The organism is Streptomyces xylophagus (assembly GCF_000716435.1).
GTDB classification, from domain to species: domain Bacteria; phylum Actinomycetota; class Actinomycetes; order Streptomycetales; family Streptomycetaceae; genus Streptomyces; species Streptomyces xylophagus.
On sequence record NZ_JNWO01000044.1, the window covers coordinates 14,399 to 33,169 of the forward strand.

The following is an 18,771-nucleotide window of genomic DNA, read 5'->3' on the forward strand; positions in this document are numbered from 1 at the left end:
CCACCATGACCGAGACCCCGACATCCGAGACCGTGCCCCAGAAGACCGCGCCCCCGAAATCCGAGAGCCCCTCGCGCCGTTCGCTGATCGGCTGGGGCGGTGCCGGGCTCGCGCTCGGCGCCGTCGCGGCCGGTGGCGCGGTCGCGATGACCCGGGTCGGTGACGACGTCGACCCGGCCGCCGCCGAGACCGGTGCCGCGGTCGCCTTCCACGGCGCCAACCAGGCGGGCATCGCCACGCCCGTGCAGGACCGGCTGCACTTCGCCGCGTTCGACGTGAAGACCGACGACCGCGCCGAGTTCGTGCAGCTGCTGAAGGACTGGACGGCCGCCGCCCGCCGGATGACCGGCGGGCTCGCGGTCGGCGAGGGAGCCTACGGCGGGCTCGCCGAGGCTCCGCCGGACGACACCGGTGAGGCGCTGGGGCTGAAACCCTCGCGGCTGACCCTCACCATCGGGTTCGGGCCGTCGTTCTTCGAGAAGTTCGGCCTCAAGGACAGCCGTCCCGAAGCCCTCGTCGACCTTCCGCAGTTCCCCGGCGAGAACTTCGACAAGTCCCGTACGGGCGGCGACCTTTGCGTCCAGGCCTGCGCGGACGACCCGCAGGTCGCCGTGCACGCGATCCGCAACCTGGCCCGTATCGGGTTCGGCAAGGTCGCCATCCGCTGGTCCCAACTCGGCTTCGGGAAAACGTCGTCCACGACCCCCGGGGCACAGACCCCCCGCAATCTCATGGGGTTCAAGGACGGCACCCGCAATATCGCGGGGACGGAAACGGACCGGCTGAAGAAGTTCGTGTGGGTCGCCGAGGGCGACAACAGCGCGAACTCGGCCTGGATGACCGGGGGTTCGTATCTCGTCGCCCGGCGCATCCGGATGAACATCGAGACCTGGGACCGGACTTCCCTCCAGGAGCAGGAGGACGTCTTCGGGCGGGACAAGGGCGAAGGCGCGGCTGTCGGCAAGGCCAAGGAGCACGACGCTCCGTTCCTGAAGGCGATGAAGCCCGACGCGCACGTCCGGCTCGCGCACCCCGACTCCAACGGCGGGGTCACGATCCTGCGCCGGGGTTACTCCTTCACCGACGGCACCGACGGCCTCGGCCGGCTCGACGCGGGCCTGTTCTTCCTGGCCTACCAGCGCGACGTCCGCAAGGGATTCATCCCGCTGCAGCGCAGGCTGTCGGCGACCGACGCGCTCAACGAGTACATCCAGCACGTGGGTTCGGCGGTCTTCGCCGTCCCGCCGGGCGTCCGTGACAAGGACGACTGGTGGGGCAGCACGCTGTTCTCCAAGGACGCGAAGGAGTCGTAGACCGTGTTCTCCAACTATCTGATCGGTCTGCGCGAGGGGCTGGAAGCCAGCCTCGTCGTCTGCATCCTGATCGCCTATCTGGTCAAGACCGACCGGCGGGACGCGCTGAAGCCGATCTGGATCGGCATCGCCGTCGCGGTGCTCATCGCGATGGGCTTCGGCTGCGCGCTCGAATTCGGCTCCCAGGAGCTGACGTTCCAGGCGCAGGAGGCGCTCGGCGGTTCGCTGTCGGTCCTCGCGGTCGGTCTGGTGACGTGGATGGTGTTCTGGATGCGGCGCACCGCCCGGCACCTGAAGTCCGAACTGCACGGCAAACTGGACGCGGCTCTCGCGATGGGCACGGGCGCGCTGGTCGCCACCGCGTTCCTCGCCGTCGGCCGCGAGGGCCTGGAGACCGCGCTGTTCGTGTGGGCGTCGGTGCACGCGGCGAGCGACGGCACCCCGCGGCCGCTGGTCGGCGTAGGACTGGGCCTGGCCACGGCCGTGTTCCTGGGCTGGCTGTTCTACCGCGGCGCCCTGAAGATCAACCTCGCCAAGTTCTTCACCTGGACCGGCGCGATGCTCGTCGTCGTGGCGGCGGGCGTGCTGGCCTACGGCTTCCACGATCTCCAAGAGGCCGACTGGATCCCGGGGTTGACGAATCTGGCGTTCGACATCAGCGGCACGATCCCGCCGGACAGCTGGTACGGCACCCTCCTCAAGGGCGTCTTCAACTTCCAGCCGGACCCGACCGTTCTCCAGGTCACGGTGTGGCTGCTGTACCTGGTCCCCACGCTCACGCTGTTCTTCGTCCCGGTAGGGTTCGCCTCCGGGAAGGGGAAGGTGAAGGTAGCTGATGAGCAGGGACCGAAGCCCTCGGAGGCCTCGAAGGCTTGACCGGAGCGCCCTCATAGCGGCCTCGTTGACCGCATTGTCCTTGACGGCGAGCGGTTGTGTGGTGGTCCACGGGGAACGCGAGATCCTCCCGGCCACCACCCGCGCCGAGGCCGCCACGGCACTCCAGCAGTTCACGACCGCGTACAACGCGGCCGACAAGGCGTACGACAGTTCCCTGGACGCCGCTCATGTCACCGGCGCGCTCGGTGACATCGACGCGGCGCGGTTGAAGGCGGGGCACACCAACTACCCGACCGGTAACCCGAATTACGCGCCGCTGGAGCTGACGGACGCCAAGTTCACCATCCCGAAGAAGGCCGGCTGGCCGCGCTGGTTCGTCGCCGACACCGCCGCGAACAAGGGCGGCAGCGCGCGCTGGCTGCTGGTGTTCACGCGCAACGACCTCTCCGAGCCGTTCCAGGTGGCGTATCTGACGCTGCTCGCGCCCACCGCCGTACCGGAGTTCAAGACGGACAAGGACGGCTGGGCCGAGGCCGTACCGGCGAACTCGACCGAACTGGCCGTCGCGCCCGGCGAGTTGAGCCAGAGCTACGCGACGTATCTGAAGAGCGGCGGGACGACGTTCGCCGACGGTACGCACACCAGCGCGTGGCGCGCGGACCGGGCGAAGAACGCCGCCAAGCCCGGTCTGGCCACCCAGTTCCTCGACGAGCCGCTGACGAGCGGCGACTACGCGCCGCTGGCGCTGCGTACCGCGGACGGTGGGGCGCTGGTGTTCTTCACCACGCGGTACTTCCAGAAGGAGACCGCGGCGGCGGGCACGTCGGTACCGGCCCAGAACAAGGACGTACAGGCGCTGACGACGGGCGAGGTCCAGCAGTCCCTCACCCTCCAACTCGTCTCCAACGAGGTGGCGTTGGACCCGAAGCGGGGCGGCAAGGTGTCGGTGCTGGGGCGGATCGAGGGGCTGACCTCCGCGCAGGGCGGCTAGGCCTTACAGGTTCTAACGGCCAAGGGGCCAGGCCGAGTTCGCGTGGTCCGGTTCCGCGCCGGCGTGGCGGGCGCAGGCGTCCGTGAGGGTTTCGAGGAGGGTCAGCGGGTCGGGCAGAGGGTGCTCGGGGCCGCGTACCCAGTGCACCGACTGGTTCTCGCCCGGGAGTTGGGCCGGGGGGACGAGGACGTAGGACCCGCGGCAGTGCCAGCGCAGTCCGGGGTGTTCGTCCATCGTCTCGGGGTGGCAGTCCAGTTCGCACGGCCACCACTCGTCCTCGTCCTCGGGGGTGCCGCGCGTGAGGGTGAAGAAGAGCAGCCGTCCGTCGTCGCTCGCGGCGACCGGCCCGACCTCGACACCGGCGGCGAGCAGCCGCTCCAGCGCCTCGTGGCCGGCCTCCAGGGGGACGTCGAGGACGTCGTTCACCATGCCGGTCGCGGTGATGAAGTTGGCCTGCGGCTGGTGGCGGGCCCAGCGCTCGATCTGCGCGCGGTCGGTCGTGGACTGCGTCTGCCAGGCGAACGACACCGGGTGCCGGGCGGGGGTGGGGCAGCCCACGCGGTCGCACGAACATCGGTAGCCCGGGGCCGGGTGCGCGGCGGGCGCGAGCGGCAGTCCCGCTCCGGCGGCGGCGAGCAGCAGCGCCTCACGTCGGCTGCCGTCGGGGGCCGCCTCCTGCGGGCGGCGACCACGCAGCCACGAGGAGAGTTTGCCCTGCCGACCGGTCCGGCCACCGAACGTCGCGCTCATCTATCTCCTCGCCCTGCTGTTGTCGCCTTGCCGTTTGCCCTGCCGTGGTGCGGAGAAGTCCTGCCGTTGTGCGGAGAACTTCCCCTATGGTCCCACCATCCTGCGCCCTGAGAGGCGGGACCCCGCATCCGGGGTGGGTGGGACGAGACACACGTGTGACACTTTCGGCGAAAGTGTCACGCTTTTTCCGGCCAGGGGTCCCCCCAGCTCGCGTCCCGTGCCGCCTTGTACAGGTCGCCGTGGCGTTTGGTGACCGTCGTCCTGCGCAGCTGCTCGTCGGTCTCGCAGAGGTCGAGGAGCACCTGTCCCTTACGGATCTGCGGGCGCCGTACGACGCGGGCGGGGGCGGGATCGACGGGGAAGCGGGCGGCGGCGACGTAGCTGAACTTCTCGTCCTCGTACGGCAGGGAGCCGCCCTTGACCTGGCGGTGCAGGGAGGAGCGGCTGACCCGCGTCGAGAAGTGGCACCAGTCCTCGCCGGGGACGATCGGGCAGGCGGCGCTGTGGGGGCAGGGGGCGGCGATGCGGAAGCCCGCGGCGATCAGGCGGTCGCGGGCCTCGATGACGCGGGCGTAGCCGTCGGGGGTACCGGCTTCGACGATCACTACGGCCTGCGCTGCGTGTGCGGCGGCGTCGACGAGGGCGGCTCGGTCGGGGGCGGTGAGTTCATTGAGGACGTAGGAGACGGTGACGAGGTCGGTGGGGTCGAGGGTGAGCGCCGAGCCGATCCTTGCGCGGCGCCAACTGGCGTTCCGCAGGCTGGGGTTGGCGGTCGCGATCTCCTTCCCCAGCGCGAGGGCGGGTTCGGCCCAGTCGAGTACGGTCACCGGGCGGGCGCCGGACCAGGTGGCGGTGACGGCCCAGGTCGCGGCGCCGGTGCCGCCGCCGATGTCCACGTGTCCCTGCGGGGCCCATTCCGGTACGGCGTCCGCGAACGCGTCCAGGGCGGAGCGGACGGCCTCGAAGGTGGCCGGCATCCGGTACGCGGCGTACGCCACGACGTCCGCGCGGTCCCTGAGGATCGGGGCGTCGGTCGGAGTGGCCCCCCGGTAGTTGCCGATCAGGCGTTGCACCGCACCGGCGGCCTGCCTGGGCGGAAGCCCGTCGAGCAGCGTGGCGAGAGCGGTACGGAGGGTTTCGGCCGGGGTCACGGGGTCGTTCACCCGCCGATTCTAAGTGGGCGGGGGTCGGTGCGGGCGCCCCTGGGGGCTCCGCCCCCAGACCCCCGTCCTTTGCCCACCCACCACCCGTTTACTGTCGGCCAAAAGGTGGCCCTCAAAAGCCCCACACCGGCCACCGCCCGACTCGGTAGGCCGAAGAGTGAACGTCAAAGACCCCACACCGCCCGGCGACTCGGTCGGTCGAGGGGTGAGCGTCAAAAGCCCCCAGCACCCGCCGACTCGGAAGGCCGAACGGTGCGCCCCGCAGGCGACTCGGTCACTCAAAGCGGCCCTCTCAAAAGCCCCGCACCGCCCGTGCCACCCGCGTCCCCGCCGCCGCCCGCGGACCACTGTCCGGGCCCCTCCGCCTCGGATGCACCGTGTTGGCCAGCAGGATCAGGAACGTGTCCGTCGCCGGGTCCAGTACCAGGGACGTTCCCGTGAACCCCGTATGGCCGACCGCTCCGCGCCCCGCCAACTCCCCCATGAACCAAGCCTGATCGACCGCGAAGCCCAGGCCGGGCGGGGTCAGCAGCAGTTCCACGATGTCCGCGCCCAGGATGCGGGCGGGGCCGTAGGAGCCGCCTGCCAGGAGGGTGCGGCAGAAGATCGCGAGGTCTCGGGCCGTCGAGAAGAGGCCGGCGTGGCCGGCGACGCCGCCCAGTGCCCAGGCGTTCTCGTCGTGGACGACGCCCCGCAGCATGCCCCGGTCCGCCTTGGCCCAGGGGCGGCGCTGGTCCTCCGTGGCCGCCGCGCCGGGGCAGGGGCCGAAGTCGGTCGATGTCATGCCGAGGGGGCGGGTGATCCCCTCGTGGACGAGGACGTCGAGGGTGCGGCCGCTGATGCGCTCCAGGACGGACTGGAGGAGGAGCAGGTTCAGGTCGGAGTACAGATATGTGCCCGGCTCTCCTACCGGCGCCTCCGCGCGCAGCATCGCCAGGCGTTCCGCGTCGTCCGCGCAGTCGTAGAGCGGGAGTTCGGGGCGCAGGCCCGAGGTGTGGGTGAGGAGTTGGCGGACGGTGATGCCGTGGCGGGCCGCCGCGCGGAAGTCCGGGAGGTACGCGCCTACGCGGGCGTCGATGCCGAGCGTGCCCCGCTCGATCTGCTGCATCGCGGCGACCGCCGTGAACAGTTTGGTGAGGGAGGCCAGGTCGAAGGGGGTGTCGACCGTGGTCGGGACACGGGAGTTCGGCGGCAGCTCGACACCGTTGTCGGTCTCCGGGTCGTAGGCGGAGTAGCGCACGGCCCAGCCCGCCGCCTCCTCCACGGCGATCACCGGGCCGCGGCCGGCGACCACGACGGTGCCCGCCGCCCAGGGGCGGTCGCCGGTGGTGAGGTCGTGGACCTCCCGGACCAGGTGCCGGAGTTCCTCGGGGTCGAGGCCGGCCCGTTCCGGGGTGTCGATGCGCAGTCTCGGGGCGCTCAGCTCCCCACTCCCTCCACGGTCGTACGTGTGTTCCAAGGACGGCACATTCCCACGAAGCAGGCCACCGCCACCAGTGCGGCCACCAGTTGGACGACGGCCATCGGGACTGCCGTGTGCTCGCCCGCTATGCCGACGAGTGGGGAAGCGACCGCGCCGATGAGGAAGGAGGAGGTGCCGAGGAGCGCTGAGGCGGAGCCCGCCGAGTGGCGCGTGCGCATCAGCGCGAGGGTCTGGGCGTTGGGGAGGGTCACTCCCATCGCCGACATGAGGATGAAGAGGGCCGTGGCCACCGGGGCCAGGCCCACCTCCCCGAACACCCCCGTCGCCATCAGCAGCAACGCCGTCGCGGCCAGCACCACCACCGCCAGGCCCGTGCCCAGGACCTTGTCCATGGAGACCCTGCCCACCAGCAGCTTTCCATTGATCTGCCCCACCGCCACCAGCCCGATCGAGTTGATGCCGAACAGCACGCTGAAGGTCTGCGGGGAGGCGCCGTAGATCTCCTGGACGACGAAGGGGGACGCCGAGATGTAGGCGAACAGGGCGGCGAAGGAGAAGCCGCCCGTGAGCATGTAGCCGGCGAAGGGGAGGTCGGCGAGGAGGGCGCGCATGCCGCGCAGGGCCTCCGCCGTGCCGCCCGCGTGGCGGTCGGCCGGGGCGAGGGTCTCGGGGAGGCGGGTCCAGACGAGGACCGCCAGCGCCGCCCCGACGAAGGTCAGGATCACGAAGACGCCCCGCCAGTCCGTCACCCGGAGGATCTGGCCGCCGACCAGCGGCGCGACGATCGGGGCGACCCCGGAGACCAGCATCAGGGTGGAGAAGAAGCGGGCCATGGCGACCCCGTCGTACAGGTCGCGTACGACCGCTCGGGCGATCACTATGCCGGCCGCGCCCGCGAGGCCCTGCAGCAGCCGGAAGGCGACCAGGGACTCCACGTTCGGCGCGAACGCGCACAGGGCGGTCGCCAGGATGTACACGGCGAGGCCGGTCAGCAGGGGGCGTCTGCGGCCCCACTTGTCGCTCATCGGGCCGACCGCCAGCTGGCCCAGCGCCATGCCGGCGAGGCACGCGGTGAGGGTGAGCTGGACGGTCGCGGCGGGGGCGTGCAGGGAGCGGGTGACCTCCGGCAGCGAGGGGAGGTACATGTCCATCGCCAGCGGCGGTGTCGCGGTCAGGCCGCCGAGGACGAGGACGACGAGGAGGCCGGAGCGCCTGGTCGCCTCTATCGGCGGTACGACGGACTGCTGCACGCTCGGCGCCTGCGCCCCCTGCTCGGGCATGTGCCCCTCCCTCTCCGAGTGATCCGCCACCTATGCTCTCAGCTCGTACAGGGTGCCGAGGGTCTGGTGAGCGAGGGTGGGTCCGCGATGACGGAGCAGAGCGTGCGCTGGGGAGTCCTGGCGACCGGCGGGATCGCCGCCGCGTTCACGGCGGCGCTGGTGGATCTGCCGGACGCCGAGGTGGTCGCGGTGGCCTCCCGGACGGAGGCGTCGGCGAAGGCCTTCGCGGAACGGTTCGGGATCGAGCGCGCCTACGGCGACTGGTCCGCGCTGGCGGCCGACGAGGACATCGATGTCGTCTACGTCGCCACCCCGCACTCGGCGCACCGCACGGCGGCCGGTCTCTGCCTGGAGGCCGGACGGAACGTGCTCGTCGAGAAGGCCTTCACCCTGAATTCCCGTGAGGCCGCAGAGCTCGTGACCCTGGCCCGCGACCGCGGGAGCTTCCTGATGGAGGCCATGTGGATGTACTGCAATCCGCTGGTACGGCGCCTGAAGGCCCTCGTCGACGACGGTGCGATCGGTGAAGTCCGCACCGTCCAGGCCGACTTCGGGCTCGCCGGACCCTTCCCGCCCTCGCACCGGCTGCGCGACCCGGCACAGGGCGGCGGCGCGCTGCTGGACCTCGGGGTGTACCCGGTGTCGTTCGCGCACCTGCTGCTCGGTGAGCCCGCCGATGTGAAGGCCTCGGCCGTGCTCTCCGCCGAGGGTGCCGACCTCCAGACCGCGGCGCTGTTCTCGTGGGACAGCGGTGCGCTGGCCGCGCTGCACTGCTCGATCGTCGGCGGTACGGGGACCTCGGCGTCGGTGACCGGTGCGCTGGGCCGGATCGACATCCCGGACGGCTTCTTCCACCCGGAGCGGTTCGTGCTGCACCGGGACGGCCGCGACCCCGAGGAGTTCGTCCTCGACCCGGCCGACGGGCCCCGCAACACGCTGCGGCACGAGGCGTCGGAGGTGATGCGGGCGCTGCGGGCCGGTGAGACCGAGTCGCCGCTGGTGCCGCTGGAGGGCACCCTCGCGGTGATGCGGACGCTGGACGCGGTGCGGGAGCGGATCGGGGTGCGGTACCCGCAGGAGGGGTGACTACGACTCGTAGGCTGCGGTCCATGAACGCTGAGCAACCAAGGATCGCTGTAGTGACCGGCGCGGGCTCCGGGATCGGCCGCGCGGTCGCCGTGGAACTCCTGCGCGCGGGCTGGTCGGTGGCGCTGGCCGGCCGCCGCACCGGGACGCTGGAGGAGACGGCCGCGCTGGTGCCCGAGGGCGCCTCCCTGGTCGTAGCGACGGATGTGGCGCGGCCGGAGGACGTGAGCGCGCTGTTCGCGGCGACCGTGGCGCGGTTCGGGCGGGTGGATCTGCTGTTCAACAACGCGGGGACCTTCGGGCCCGGTGGGGTGCCGGTGGAGGAGCTGCCGTACGACGCGTGGCGGCATGTGGTGGACACCAACCTCAACGGGGCGTTCCTGTGCGCGCAGGCGGCGTACCGGCGGATGAAGGAGCAGGTGCCGCAGGGCGGGCGGATCATCAACAACGGGTCGATCTCCGCTCATACGCCTCGGCCGCACTCCGTGGCCTACACCGCCACCAAGCACGCGCTGACGGGGCTGACGAAGTCGCTTTCGCTGGACGGGCGGCCGTACTCGATCGCGGTGGGGCAGATCGACATCGGGAACGCGGCGACGGACATGACGCGGCGGATGGAGACCGGGGCGTTGCAGGCCAACGGGGTGGTAGCCCCGGAACCGGTGATGGATGTCGCCGATGTGGCGCGCACCGTACGGCACATGGCGGAGCTGCCGTTGGAGGCGAACGTGCAGTTCGCGACGGTACTGGCGACCGCGATGCCGTACGTGGGGCGTGGCTGAGCCGGGGCCGACTCGATTTGCACAAGCGGAATTTGACCGTCCACACCATTGCGCCCGGTTACTGACTTATGCTCAACTCTTCTCCACCAAAGCTTCACAGTTGGAGCACTGAGCTTCCGCAGACCACACCCGAGGGGGGAGGCGACAGTCGTTCCACTGCCCGGGTGGGGGTGGGCCTCGCGTGGGACCGCGAGGTGTCACACCGGGCAGTGGAACGACTGTCGCACAGTTCAACTCCCCTGATTCTCTTCGGACTTGGCCGCCGCTACGGCCGCCCGTCGCCTGCGCAGCGCGAACGCGCCGCCCGCGAGCACCGCGACCGTCCCCGCCGCGCCTTCCAGCAGCCGCCAGGGCGAGGGCCCGTCCGATGAGGAGGCGGCCGCCCCGGTGGCCCCCGGAGCGCCCTTGACGCCCTTCCCCGACGGTGTGGGGCTCGCGGTCGCGCCGCCCTCGCTCAGCGGATCGACCAGCTTGCCGACGGCGGGCGCCGAACTCCCTTTTCCGAAGCCCCAGTCGAGAAGTGCGGCGGTCTCCTTGTAGACCTCGTTGCCGCCGTTCGCGGGGTGCATCACGGTGACCAGGAGGGTGCGGCCGTCGCGGGTGGCGGCGCCGGTGAAGGTGTTGCCGGCGTGGCTGGTGTAGCCGTTCTTCACGCCGATGATGCCCTTGTACGTGCCCAGGCCGTAGGCGCCCGTGAGCAGGCGGTCGGTGTTCTGGATCTGGAAGGTCTTCTTGCCGCCGGCCGGGAAGTTCGCGGTCCTGGTCGAGCAGTAGGCGCTGAAGTCGTCGTCGTGCAGCCCGTGCCGGGCGAAGAGGGTGAGGTCGTACGCCGACGAGAGCTGCCCGGGGTGGTCGAAGCCGTCCGGGCTCACCACATGCGTGTCCAGGGCCTGGAGATCCTTCGCCTTGGCCTGCATCTCGGCGACCGTCTTCGCGATCCCGCCGTTCATGTGGGCCAGCACGTGCACGGCGTCGTTGCCGGAGCGCAGGAAGACGCCCTGCCACAACTGGTGGACGGTGTACAGGATTCCGGGCTTGACGCCGACCATGCTGGAGCCGGAGGGGACGTCGGCCAGGTCGGCGTCGGTCGCCCGGTGGGTCCGGGTCAGCTCGAACTTCCCCAGCACGGTGTCGGCGAACAGCATCTTCAGCGTGGACGCGGGCGCGAGCCGCTGATGCGCGCGGTACGAGGCGAGCACCTCGCCGGTCTCGTGGTCGGCGACGATCCAGGAGCGGGCCGTGAGCTTCTTGGGCAGACCGGTGGCACTGCCCGCCTGGATCCCGTCGCGGGCCAGACGCTCACCGCCTATCGCCGTCGCCGCCGACGCGGGAGTGGCCGCCGCCACGGGAAGGGCGGCGGCGGTCAGGCCGAGAGCGGCACGCCGGGTGAGCCGAGAGGAATCGCGCATCCCGGGACCGTACAAAATCGGGGCGGGCCCGTGCACGGCGGGGGTGGCGAAAAGAAGCCGGAGCGAAGGCGCGGGAACCCATGTCAGCAGGCCATTGAACAGGGGTTTCCTGGCAGGAGGCCCTCCACAGCTTAGGAATGAGCTGTCTGACACAATTCTGATTTCGGGCCTCTTTTTCTCAGGTCAGGCACATCCTTTACTCAGGTCGACTCAAAGGTTCCTCCATAGCTTGTGGCCGCGCCCACAGCGGGCGCCAAGAACCTTTGGGGAACGGGATGTTTGGCATCTATCTCAAGCGCGAGCTGAGCCGGCGCAAGAAGGCGGCCCTGGTCATCGCCATGGGTCTGGCGCTCGGTATCGCGCTGGTCATCACCGTGAACTCGGTGTCGGCCGGCATGAATCAGGCTCAGGACAAGGTCCTCAAGTCTCTTTACGGTCTCGGAACTGACATGACCGTGACCAAGGCGCAATCGGCTCCCAAGGCCGGCAGCTCGCAGGGTCCCAGCTTCAAGTTCGGCGCCACCTCCTCCAGCAGCAGCTCGCAGAGCTCGGACCGGGTGAACACGCAGGGCGGTCAGGTCCTCGCGTCTTCCCTGGTCACCAAGGTCGGCTCGCAGAAGGGCGTGTCCGCCGCGGTCGGCGCGCTCACGCTGAACGTCACCAAGGTCGACGGCTCCTTCACCCAGGGCAAGGCGAAGTCCTCCACCGCGTCCGGCTCCTCCGGTTCCTCGCAGCAGGGCGGCCCCGGCGGCGGTGGCGGCACCAGCAGCACCGGTGCGCCGCAGGTCCAGGGCGGCGGCGCCAACTTCAACGTGAACTCGTACTCGGTCGCCGGTATCGACGTCACCAACCAGACGCTCGGCCCGCTGTCCACGTCGAAGATCACCACCGGCAAGACGTTCACGACCGCGCAGACCAACGCGAAGGTCGCCGTCGTCAGCAAGTCGTACGCCAAGTCGAAGAAGTACAAGGTCGGTTCGACCTTCTCGATCTCCGGCACCAAGTTCACGGTCATCGGCATCGCGACGCCCAACAGCAGCGAGTCCACGATCGACGTGTACCTGCCGCTGAAGCAGGCGCAGACGCTGGGCGACTCGAAGAACAAGGTCACCACGATCTACGTCAAGGCGACCGACTCCAAGCAGATCTCGGCCGTCAAGACGACGATCCAGAAGAACATCTCGGGTACGACGGTCACCACCTCCGCCGACCTCGCGTCCACCGTGTCCGGTTCGCTGTCCACCGCCTCCAACCTGGCGACCAGCGTCGGCAAGTGGCTGTCCATCGCGGTCCTCATCGCCGCGTTCCTCGTGGCCGCGCTGCTCACCTCCTCGGCGGTGTCCCGCCGGGTGCGTGAGTTCGGCACCCTGAAGGCGCTCGGCTGGCCGAGCCGCAAGGTGACCCGGCAGGTCGTCGGCGAGTCCATGGTCAACGGTCTGATCGGCGGCGGTCTCGGTATCGCCCTCGGTCTCGCGGCGGCCTACGCGGTCACCGCGATCAGCCCCAAGCTGACCGCGCAGCTCGGCTCCACCTCCGGCGGCGGTGGCGGCATGGGCGGCGGTCCCGGCGGCGGCCAGGGCGGCCCCGGCCAGCAGGCCAGCTCCAACACCCTGGAGATCGCCCTCAACGCGCCGGTCTCGCTGACCACCATCGCCCTCGCGGTGGGCCTGGCCGTCACCGGCGGTCTGATCGCCGGCGCGATGGGCGGCTGGCGTGCCTCCCGGATGCGCCCGGCGGACGCCCTGCGCAGCGTGTCGTAGACCGGCCGCGGTGGCTCGGACCGCCGCTGCCGTGGACCGCACCCCCTGATCCGGGGCGCCGCCACCGATCCCCCCGGGCGGCGGCGCCCCGACCCTCTTCTTCACAGACGTTCTTCACGACGGAGATCCCATGTACAAGCTCACCGGCGTCACCAAGCGCTACACGCGGGGCAAGGAGACGGTCGAGGCGCTGCGCGGCGTCGACCTCACGATCGCGGACGGCGACCAGCTCGTCATCCAGGGCCCCACCGGCGGCGGCAAGTCGACGCTGCTGCAGATGATCGGCGGCCTGGACCGCCCCTCCGAGGGCAGCGTCGAGCTGGACGACGTCAACCTCGCCACGATCAGCGAGGCGAAGCTGACCCGGCTGCGGGCCGAGAAGATCGGCATCATCTTCCAGTCCTTCAACCTCATCCCGACGCTCACCGCGCAGGAGAACGTCGAGACGGCCCTGGTCCCCCTCGGCGTCAAGCCGGCGGAGCGGCGCGAGCGCGCCGCCGAGGCACTCACCTCGGTCGGTCTCGGCGACCGTCTCAAGCACGCCCCGTCCGAACTCTCCGGCGGTCAGCAGCAGCGCGTGGCGATCGCCCGCGCGCTGGTGAAGAAGCCGAAGGTGCTCCTCGCCGACGAGCCCACCGGCAACCTCGACGAAGGCACCCGCGACGACATCATGGGCCTGCTGGAGGGCTTGTGGCACGAGTACGGACTGACCTTCATCATGGTCACCCACGACTCGTCCATCGCCCGCCGCGCCCCGCGACTGGCCACCATCAAGGCCGGCCAGATCACCCTCACCGAACAGGGCGGCGGCCAGCGCCAGTTCGCCCCTCAGCAGGGGCACGGGGACCAGTCCTACGGCGGGCAGCAGCAGTACGCGCAGTACGGCAACCAGGGTTACTAGCCCCTACGCCGTCGGTCCGGTCCTGTCGGGGCCGTTCACCGCCCGAGCACGTGGTCGACCTCGGCCAACTGCTCTGCGGTGAGCGGTCCCTTCGCGATCGCGCCCGCGTTCTGCTCCGCCTGGGCGACCGAGCGGAAGCCCGGGATCGGGATGGTGCGGGGGCTGCGGGCCCAGAGCCAGGCGAGGGCGCCCTGGGCCGGGGTGCGGCCGTCGGAGGTGAGGATGTCTCGGAGGGCGTCCACGCGGGTGACCCAGTCCTCGTCCGCTCCGGCGCCCTGCTTGAAACCCTGCATCCAGGCCGGGGGCGTGTTGCGGATGTCGCCGGCCTCCAACGTCCGCCCCGCCGCCTGCTTTCCGGTGAGCAGACCCATCGCGAGGGGGCTGCGGTTGATGCTCGCGAGGTCCAACTCCTCGCACAGCGCGAACATTTCGGGCGCGTCCTGGAACACGTTCGCCGCGTGCTGTACGGCCGCGCAGTGCTCCCCCTCGGCGAAGACGGCGGCACGAGCGGGGTCGTCGGTGCTCCAGGCGTAGGCGCGGATCAGCCCCTCCCGTACGAACTCCTCGCACTGCTCACGGAGTTGGGCGGCGCGCTCCAAGTCGGCGTCGGACAGGTGCAGTTGGTACAGGTCGACGTGGTCGGTGTCGAGGCGCTTCAGCGACGCGGTGAGCGCGCGGCGGGCGTACTCCGGGGAGTCGTCGCTGCCGGTGAGGGTGCGGGTGTCCTCGTCGAAGACGTTGCCCCACTTGGTGGCGAGGACCACGTCGTCCCGGCGCTTGCCCAGCGCGCGGCCGAGGACGCGTTCGCTGTGCCCCGCGCCGTAGGTGTCGGCGGTGTCGAAGAACGTGACACCCAGGTCGAGGGCGCGCCGAACCGCCCGTACGGACTCCTCGTCGTCGACCTTGCCCCAGCCGAGCGGCTGCCCGTCCGTGTCCTGCCACTCACCGCCGATCGCCCAGCAGCCGAAGCCGAGAGCGCTCACGTCGATACCGCTGCGTCCGAGGGTCCTGATGTTCGACTTGGTCTCCATGCCTGTGGACACTAGGAGTTGGAGCGCACACGAAGGCAAGGGTTTTTGCGTCGGGGCACGGCCTTTTACGCACGGCCTTCGCGTCGATCAGGCCTGGCCCGTCTCGAAGCGGGCGATCCTGCCGTCGTCGCCGACCGTGAAGCTCCACCGGGTGCGCATCTCGCCCCACGCGTCGTTGGAGTAGCGGGCGACGAGGGCCCGGCCGCCGTTGGACTCCCGGTCGACCTCCATGTGGCCGTGCGAGGAGAAGATCTCCCGGTCGATCCACTCGGCGAGGTCACGGTCGGAGCCGTCGTCCGCCATCGTCGCGCCCGGTGCGAGCAGCGCCAGGAAGGCGTCGCGGTCATGGGCGTTGACGGCGCTGACGAAGGCCCGGACCGCCGGATCGCTGAGTTTGGCTGTCTGAATCGTCATGCCGGTCAGACTCACACCGTTCGCGGGGGCCCGCCACCCGAACGGCCGCGCGAACCCGCCCGCGTGACGCCCGGGGTGCGACGGTGGAGGGACGTCGGGGGGACACCGTAGGGGGACGTCCCCGCCGTCTGTCCAGGGAGTCGCCGTGACCTGTTACGACCGAAGCGATCTGGGCCTGCTGCTGCTCCGGCTGGGTACCGGCGGGGTGCTGGCCGCGCACGGCTCGCAGAAGCTGTTCGGCTGGTTCGGTGGGGGTGGCATCGAGGGCACCGGTGCGGCCATGGAGGCGATGGGCTACTCCCCCGGCAGGCAGAGCGCCACGATGGCGGGCCTCGCGGAGGCCGGCGGCGGCGCGCTCCTCGCGCTGGGCCTCGCGACCCCGGCGGCGGGTGCGGCGGCGGCCGGCGCGATGGCGGGAGCCACCGCCGTCCACGCGCCCAACGGCTTCTTCGCGGCGGGCGGCGGCTACGAGTACGCGGCCTCCCTCGCCCTGACCGCGGCCGGCCTCGCGATCACGGGCCCTGGCCGCCTCTCCCTGGACCACGCGCTCGGCCACGCGGTGAACCGGGGCTGGATGGTCCCGGCGGCGCTCGCGGTGACCGGGGCGGCGACGGCGGTGGTGATCGGCCTGCGGAACAGGCGGGTGCGGGAGGCGGCGGAGTTCGGGCAGGAGACGCTGTTCGACGAGTAGGGCGGACGGGGTGGGGTCGGACGAGTAGGCCGGCCGAGTGGCTCGGTGATGGCAGGCTGGGCGCATGAGTGATCAGAACGACCGGCCCGCCGACCTCTGGGCCGGTGTCGAGGACCTGTGGACCTGGGTGGACGACAACCGGCCCCTCGACGGCCGGGAGGGCGTGCTGCTGCGGATCCTGAAGCTGTCCGAGGAGGTCGGCGAGGTCGCCCAGGCGGTGATCGGGGCGACCGGCCAGAACCCGCGAAAGGGCGTCACCCACACCTGGGACGACGTCCAGGCGGAACTGTGCGATGTCGTCATCACCGCGCTGGTGGCGCTCCGCACGCTGACCCCGGACACGCGGGAGGTCTTCACCCGCCACCTGGCCCGGGTCATGGAACGCTCCCTCGGCCCGTCCGCAGTTGTTCACCCCCAGGACCTGCCCACACCCCGCGGAGTTGGTGAGATCCGCTGAACCTTCTCGTCGACACCGAGCCGACGAAGGGGTCCCAGTGCAGGACTACGTTTTCACCAGTGGGCGCAGGACGGTCGCCGTGGGGGGCACCTGCCTCGCCCTCGCCGCCCTCGGACTGGGCCTCAACACCCAGGCGCACGCCGCGAGTTACGGCACCCCGACCATCTCCCTGTCGGCCACGTACCTTTCGGGCGCGGTGGGCGCGGTCGGTGACCCGACCGTGCAGGTGACGGTCGCTCAGAGCGGCGCGGATGCCAGTGCGTTGACGGTCGCGGCCAGCAAGAGCAGCAAGACGTCCGTGGCGCCGACGAGCGCGGTGGCCGTCACCGGCACCGGCGCCACCCGTCAACTCGCGGTCACAGCCGCCGCGCAGGGCTACACGGACCTGACGGTGAAGGTCACGGGCCTCGGCGGCAAGACGGCCACCAAGACCCTGCACTACGCGGCCTCGACCTCCGTCCAACAGCCCACCGACACCCGCTACTTCACCGGCTCCAGCGACGCCTCCGCCGCCGTCGACGTGGGCGGCGGCTACGTCGTCGTAGCGGATGACGAGTCCAACGTCCTTCGCCTGTACGACCGTTCGACCTCCGGCGCCCCCGTCAAGACCTGGGACTTCAGCGACGACATCGACGTCTCCAAGGAGATCGACATCGAGGGCGCGGCCCGCGTCGGCGACACGATCTACTGGACCGGTTCGCTCGGCAACAACAAGGACGGCGAGTACAAGGCGGCCCGCAACACGGTCTTCACCACGAAGGTGACCGGCACCGGCGCGAACACGGCGCTCTCCTACGGCGGTTCGTACGGCAAGCTGCGCGACAACCTGGTGGCGTGGGACAAGGCGAACGGGAACCGGTACGGCTTCGCGACGGGCACCGCGGACGGTCAAGTGCCCAAGGAGATCAACGGGTTCAACGTGGAGGGCCTGGAGTTCGCGCCGGGCTCGACGAGCACGGCGTACCTCGGTTTCCGCGCCCCGCTCGCCCCTGCGGTCGCGGGCGGCAAGGCGCTGCTCGTGCCGGTGACCAACATCGACAAGGTGGTCGCGAACGGCACCGCCGCGACCTTCGGCACGCCGATCGAGCTGGACCTCGGCGGGCTCTCGGTGCGCGACATCCGCAAGAACGCGGCGAACCAGTATCTGATCGTCGCCGGTTCGTGGGCCGCCGACGACAACTCCGACCCGTACGCCCTCTACTCCTGGACCGGCAACGCGGCCGACCAGCCGGTCAAGCTGCGCGACCTGCCGACCACGGACCCTGGCGCCTGGGAGGCGGTCGTGGACGTACCGGACCTGACGGCTGCGGGCGCCCGCGCCCAGCTGATCACCGACGACGGCGCGGCCGACCTGTACGGCGACGGCACCGAGGCGAAGGACCTCACGCACCCGGAGTGGCAGAAGTCCCGCTCGACCTGGTTCACGGTCACCGGCTGACGGGCGACGCGCGCCCTGCGAAGGCGCCGGGCGCGCGCCACCCTGGCACCCTGGTCCTCGACAACACCGTCGAGGACGAAAGCCGAGTCATGACCACCGAAAAGCTCACCGTAGGCGTCCTGGGCACCGGCATCATGGGCGCCGCGATGGCCCGCAACCTCGCCCGCGCCGGACACACCGTCCACGTCTGGAACCGCACCCGCGCCAAGGCCGACCCCCTGTCCGCCGACGGCGCGCATGTCACCGGCACGGTGGCGGACGCGGTACGCGAGGCGGACGTCATCCTCACGATGCTCTACGACGGTGACGCCGTCCTGGACGTGATGCGCGAGGCCGCCCCCGCCCTGCGCCCCGGCGCCGCGTGGATCCAGTCGACGACGTCGAGCCTCGAATCGGTCGGCGAACTGGCCGAGTTCGCGAACCGGCACGACCTCGTCTTCTACGACGCCCCCGTGCTCGGCACCCGCCAGCCCGCCGAGGCCGGTCAACTGACGGTCCTCGCCGCGGGCCCGGAGTCCGGCCGCGAGACGGTCACCCCCGTCTTCGACGCGGTCGGCGCCCGCACGATGTGGGTCGGCGAGGACGGCGCGGCGGCCACGGCGACCCGGCTGAAGCTGGTGGCCAACAGCTGGGTCCTGGCCGTGACGAACGCGGCGGGCGAGGCACTGGCCCTGTCCAAGGCCCTGGACGTCGACCCCCAGAGCTTCCTCGGTCTCATCGCCGGCGGCCCTCTCGACATGGGCTACCTGCACGCCAAGTCGGCCGCGATCCTGAACGACCAGCTGACTCCGGCGAGTTTCGCGGTCACGACCGCCGAGAAGGACGCCCGCCTGATCGTCCAGGCCGGCGCGAGCCACGGCGTCCGCCTCGACGTCGCGGCGGCGGGCGCGGAACGGTTCGCGCGGGCGGCGGCGCAGGGGCACGGGGACGAGGACATGGCGGCGGCGTACTTCGCGAGCTTCGACTGAGCGTCACCATTGCGTCACAGCTAGTACGTGGGCGAAACCCTGAGTGCGACGGACCTGTCTCTCTCCGCGAGTGCCGG

18 protein-coding genes are annotated in these 18,771 nt (G+C 70.9%); 11 read left to right on the forward strand and 7 right to left on the reverse strand.

Translation table 11 applies throughout. The features are described 5' to 3' along the window. Positions 1–5 precede the first annotated feature (5 nt). The 3 genes from efeB to OO70_RS47655 are packed head-to-tail and all read left to right on the forward strand — an operon-like array spanning position 6 to position 3,141. A complete protein-coding gene (gene efeB, locus OO70_RS47645) occupies positions 6–1,313 on the forward strand; it encodes an iron uptake transporter deferrochelatase/peroxidase subunit (protein ID WP_043687002.1) in 1,308 nt (435 codons plus the stop codon). Between the two features lie 3 nt (positions 1,314–1,316). Beyond that, positions 1,317–2,189 (forward strand): iron uptake transporter permease EfeU, encoded by an 873-nt coding sequence (gene efeU / locus OO70_RS47650; protein WP_043687004.1) that lies wholly within the window; start codon positions 1,317–1,319, stop codon positions 2,187–2,189. Beyond that, positions 2,149–3,141, forward strand: coding sequence for a hypothetical protein (locus tag OO70_RS47655; RefSeq protein ID WP_078651865.1), 993 nt, complete (start codon positions 2,149–2,151; stop codon positions 3,139–3,141). Before efeU ends, OO70_RS47655 begins: the two co-directional genes overlap by 41 nt. A 12-nt stretch (positions 3,142–3,153) precedes the next feature. On the opposite strand, the gene OO70_RS47660 is transcribed toward OO70_RS47655, so the two are convergent. The 4 genes from OO70_RS47660 to OO70_RS47675 form a co-directional block, all read right to left on the reverse strand. Continuing rightward, positions 3,154–3,891: a bifunctional DNA primase/polymerase gene (locus tag OO70_RS47660; protein ID WP_043687010.1), complete on the reverse strand. Its 738-nt coding sequence runs from the start codon at positions 3,889–3,891 to the stop codon at positions 3,154–3,156. Between the two features lie 176 nt (positions 3,892–4,067). After that, a complete protein-coding gene (locus OO70_RS47665) occupies positions 4,068–5,054 on the reverse strand; it encodes a small ribosomal subunit Rsm22 family protein (RefSeq protein WP_043687013.1) in 987 nt (328 codons plus the stop codon). Between the two features lie 292 nt (positions 5,055–5,346). Continuing rightward, the gene (locus OO70_RS47670; RefSeq protein WP_043687016.1) at positions 5,347–6,522 is read right to left on the reverse strand and encodes a serine hydrolase domain-containing protein; all 1,176 of its coding nucleotides are present in this window, start codon (positions 6,520–6,522) and stop codon (positions 5,347–5,349) included. Beyond that, positions 6,474–7,757: a multidrug effflux MFS transporter gene (locus OO70_RS47675; protein WP_043687019.1), complete on the reverse strand. Its 1,284-nt coding sequence runs from the start codon at positions 7,755–7,757 to the stop codon at positions 6,474–6,476. The genes OO70_RS47670 and OO70_RS47675 overlap by 49 nt, the downstream gene beginning before the upstream one ends. Positions 7,758–7,844: 87 nt before the next feature. On the opposite strand from OO70_RS47675, the gene OO70_RS47680 reads away from it, so the two are divergent. Then, on the forward strand, positions 7,845–8,843 hold the full coding sequence (locus OO70_RS47680) for a Gfo/Idh/MocA family protein (RefSeq protein ID WP_043687022.1): 999 nt from the start codon (positions 7,845–7,847) through the stop codon (positions 8,841–8,843). Between the two features lie 23 nt (positions 8,844–8,866). Then, complete coding sequence (locus tag OO70_RS47685; protein WP_043687025.1) at positions 8,867–9,625, forward strand: SDR family oxidoreductase; 759 nt, start codon at positions 8,867–8,869, stop codon at positions 9,623–9,625. A 230-nt stretch (positions 9,626–9,855) separates the two neighbouring features. Here OO70_RS47685 and OO70_RS47690 read toward each other — a convergent pair whose 3' ends face one another. Then, entirely contained in the window at positions 9,856–11,034 is a 1,179-nt protein-coding gene (locus OO70_RS47690; RefSeq protein ID WP_051742365.1) for a D-alanyl-D-alanine carboxypeptidase family protein, read from the reverse strand. Between the two features lie 275 nt (positions 11,035–11,309). Between OO70_RS47690 and OO70_RS47695 the strand changes: the two genes are divergently transcribed. Then, positions 11,310–12,794, forward strand: a complete 1,485-nt coding sequence (locus OO70_RS47695) for an ABC transporter permease (RefSeq protein ID WP_043687030.1) — start codon at positions 11,310–11,312, stop codon at positions 12,792–12,794. 130 nt (positions 12,795–12,924) lie between these two features. Next, positions 12,925–13,695 carry an ABC transporter ATP-binding protein gene (locus OO70_RS47700; protein WP_043687033.1) on the forward strand — a complete coding sequence of 257 codons (771 nt, stop codon included), beginning with the start codon at positions 12,925–12,927 and terminating at the stop codon, positions 13,693–13,695. A 35-nt stretch (positions 13,696–13,730) separates the two neighbouring features. Here OO70_RS47700 and OO70_RS47705 read toward each other — a convergent pair whose 3' ends face one another. After that, positions 13,731–14,726 carry an aldo/keto reductase gene (locus OO70_RS47705; RefSeq protein ID WP_043687036.1) on the reverse strand — a complete coding sequence of 332 codons (996 nt, stop codon included), beginning with the start codon at positions 14,724–14,726 and terminating at the stop codon, positions 13,731–13,733. Positions 14,727–14,813: 87 nt separating this feature from the next. Beyond that, a complete protein-coding gene (locus OO70_RS47710) occupies positions 14,814–15,140 on the reverse strand; it encodes a nuclear transport factor 2-like protein (protein ID WP_043687039.1) in 327 nt (108 codons plus the stop codon). Between the two features lie 145 nt (positions 15,141–15,285). Between OO70_RS47710 and OO70_RS47715 the strand changes: the two genes are divergently transcribed. The 4 genes from OO70_RS47715 (at position 15,286) to OO70_RS47730 (ending at position 18,694) form a co-directional block, all read left to right on the forward strand. After that, positions 15,286–15,831 carry a DoxX family protein gene (locus OO70_RS47715; RefSeq protein ID WP_043687042.1) on the forward strand — a complete coding sequence of 182 codons (546 nt, stop codon included), beginning with the start codon at positions 15,286–15,288 and terminating at the stop codon, positions 15,829–15,831. Between the two features lie 64 nt (positions 15,832–15,895). Next, positions 15,896–16,288, forward strand: a complete 393-nt coding sequence (locus OO70_RS47720; protein WP_043687044.1) for a MazG-like family protein — start codon at positions 15,896–15,898, stop codon at positions 16,286–16,288. 37 nt (positions 16,289–16,325) lie between these two features. Then, a complete protein-coding gene (locus OO70_RS47725) occupies positions 16,326–17,726 on the forward strand; it encodes a DUF3616 domain-containing protein (RefSeq protein ID WP_043687047.1) in 1,401 nt (466 codons plus the stop codon). Positions 17,727–17,815: 89 nt separating this feature from the next. Next, complete coding sequence (locus OO70_RS47730) at positions 17,816–18,694, forward strand: NAD(P)-dependent oxidoreductase (RefSeq protein ID WP_043687086.1); 879 nt, start codon at positions 17,816–17,818, stop codon at positions 18,692–18,694. Positions 18,695–18,771: the final 77 nt, after the last annotated feature.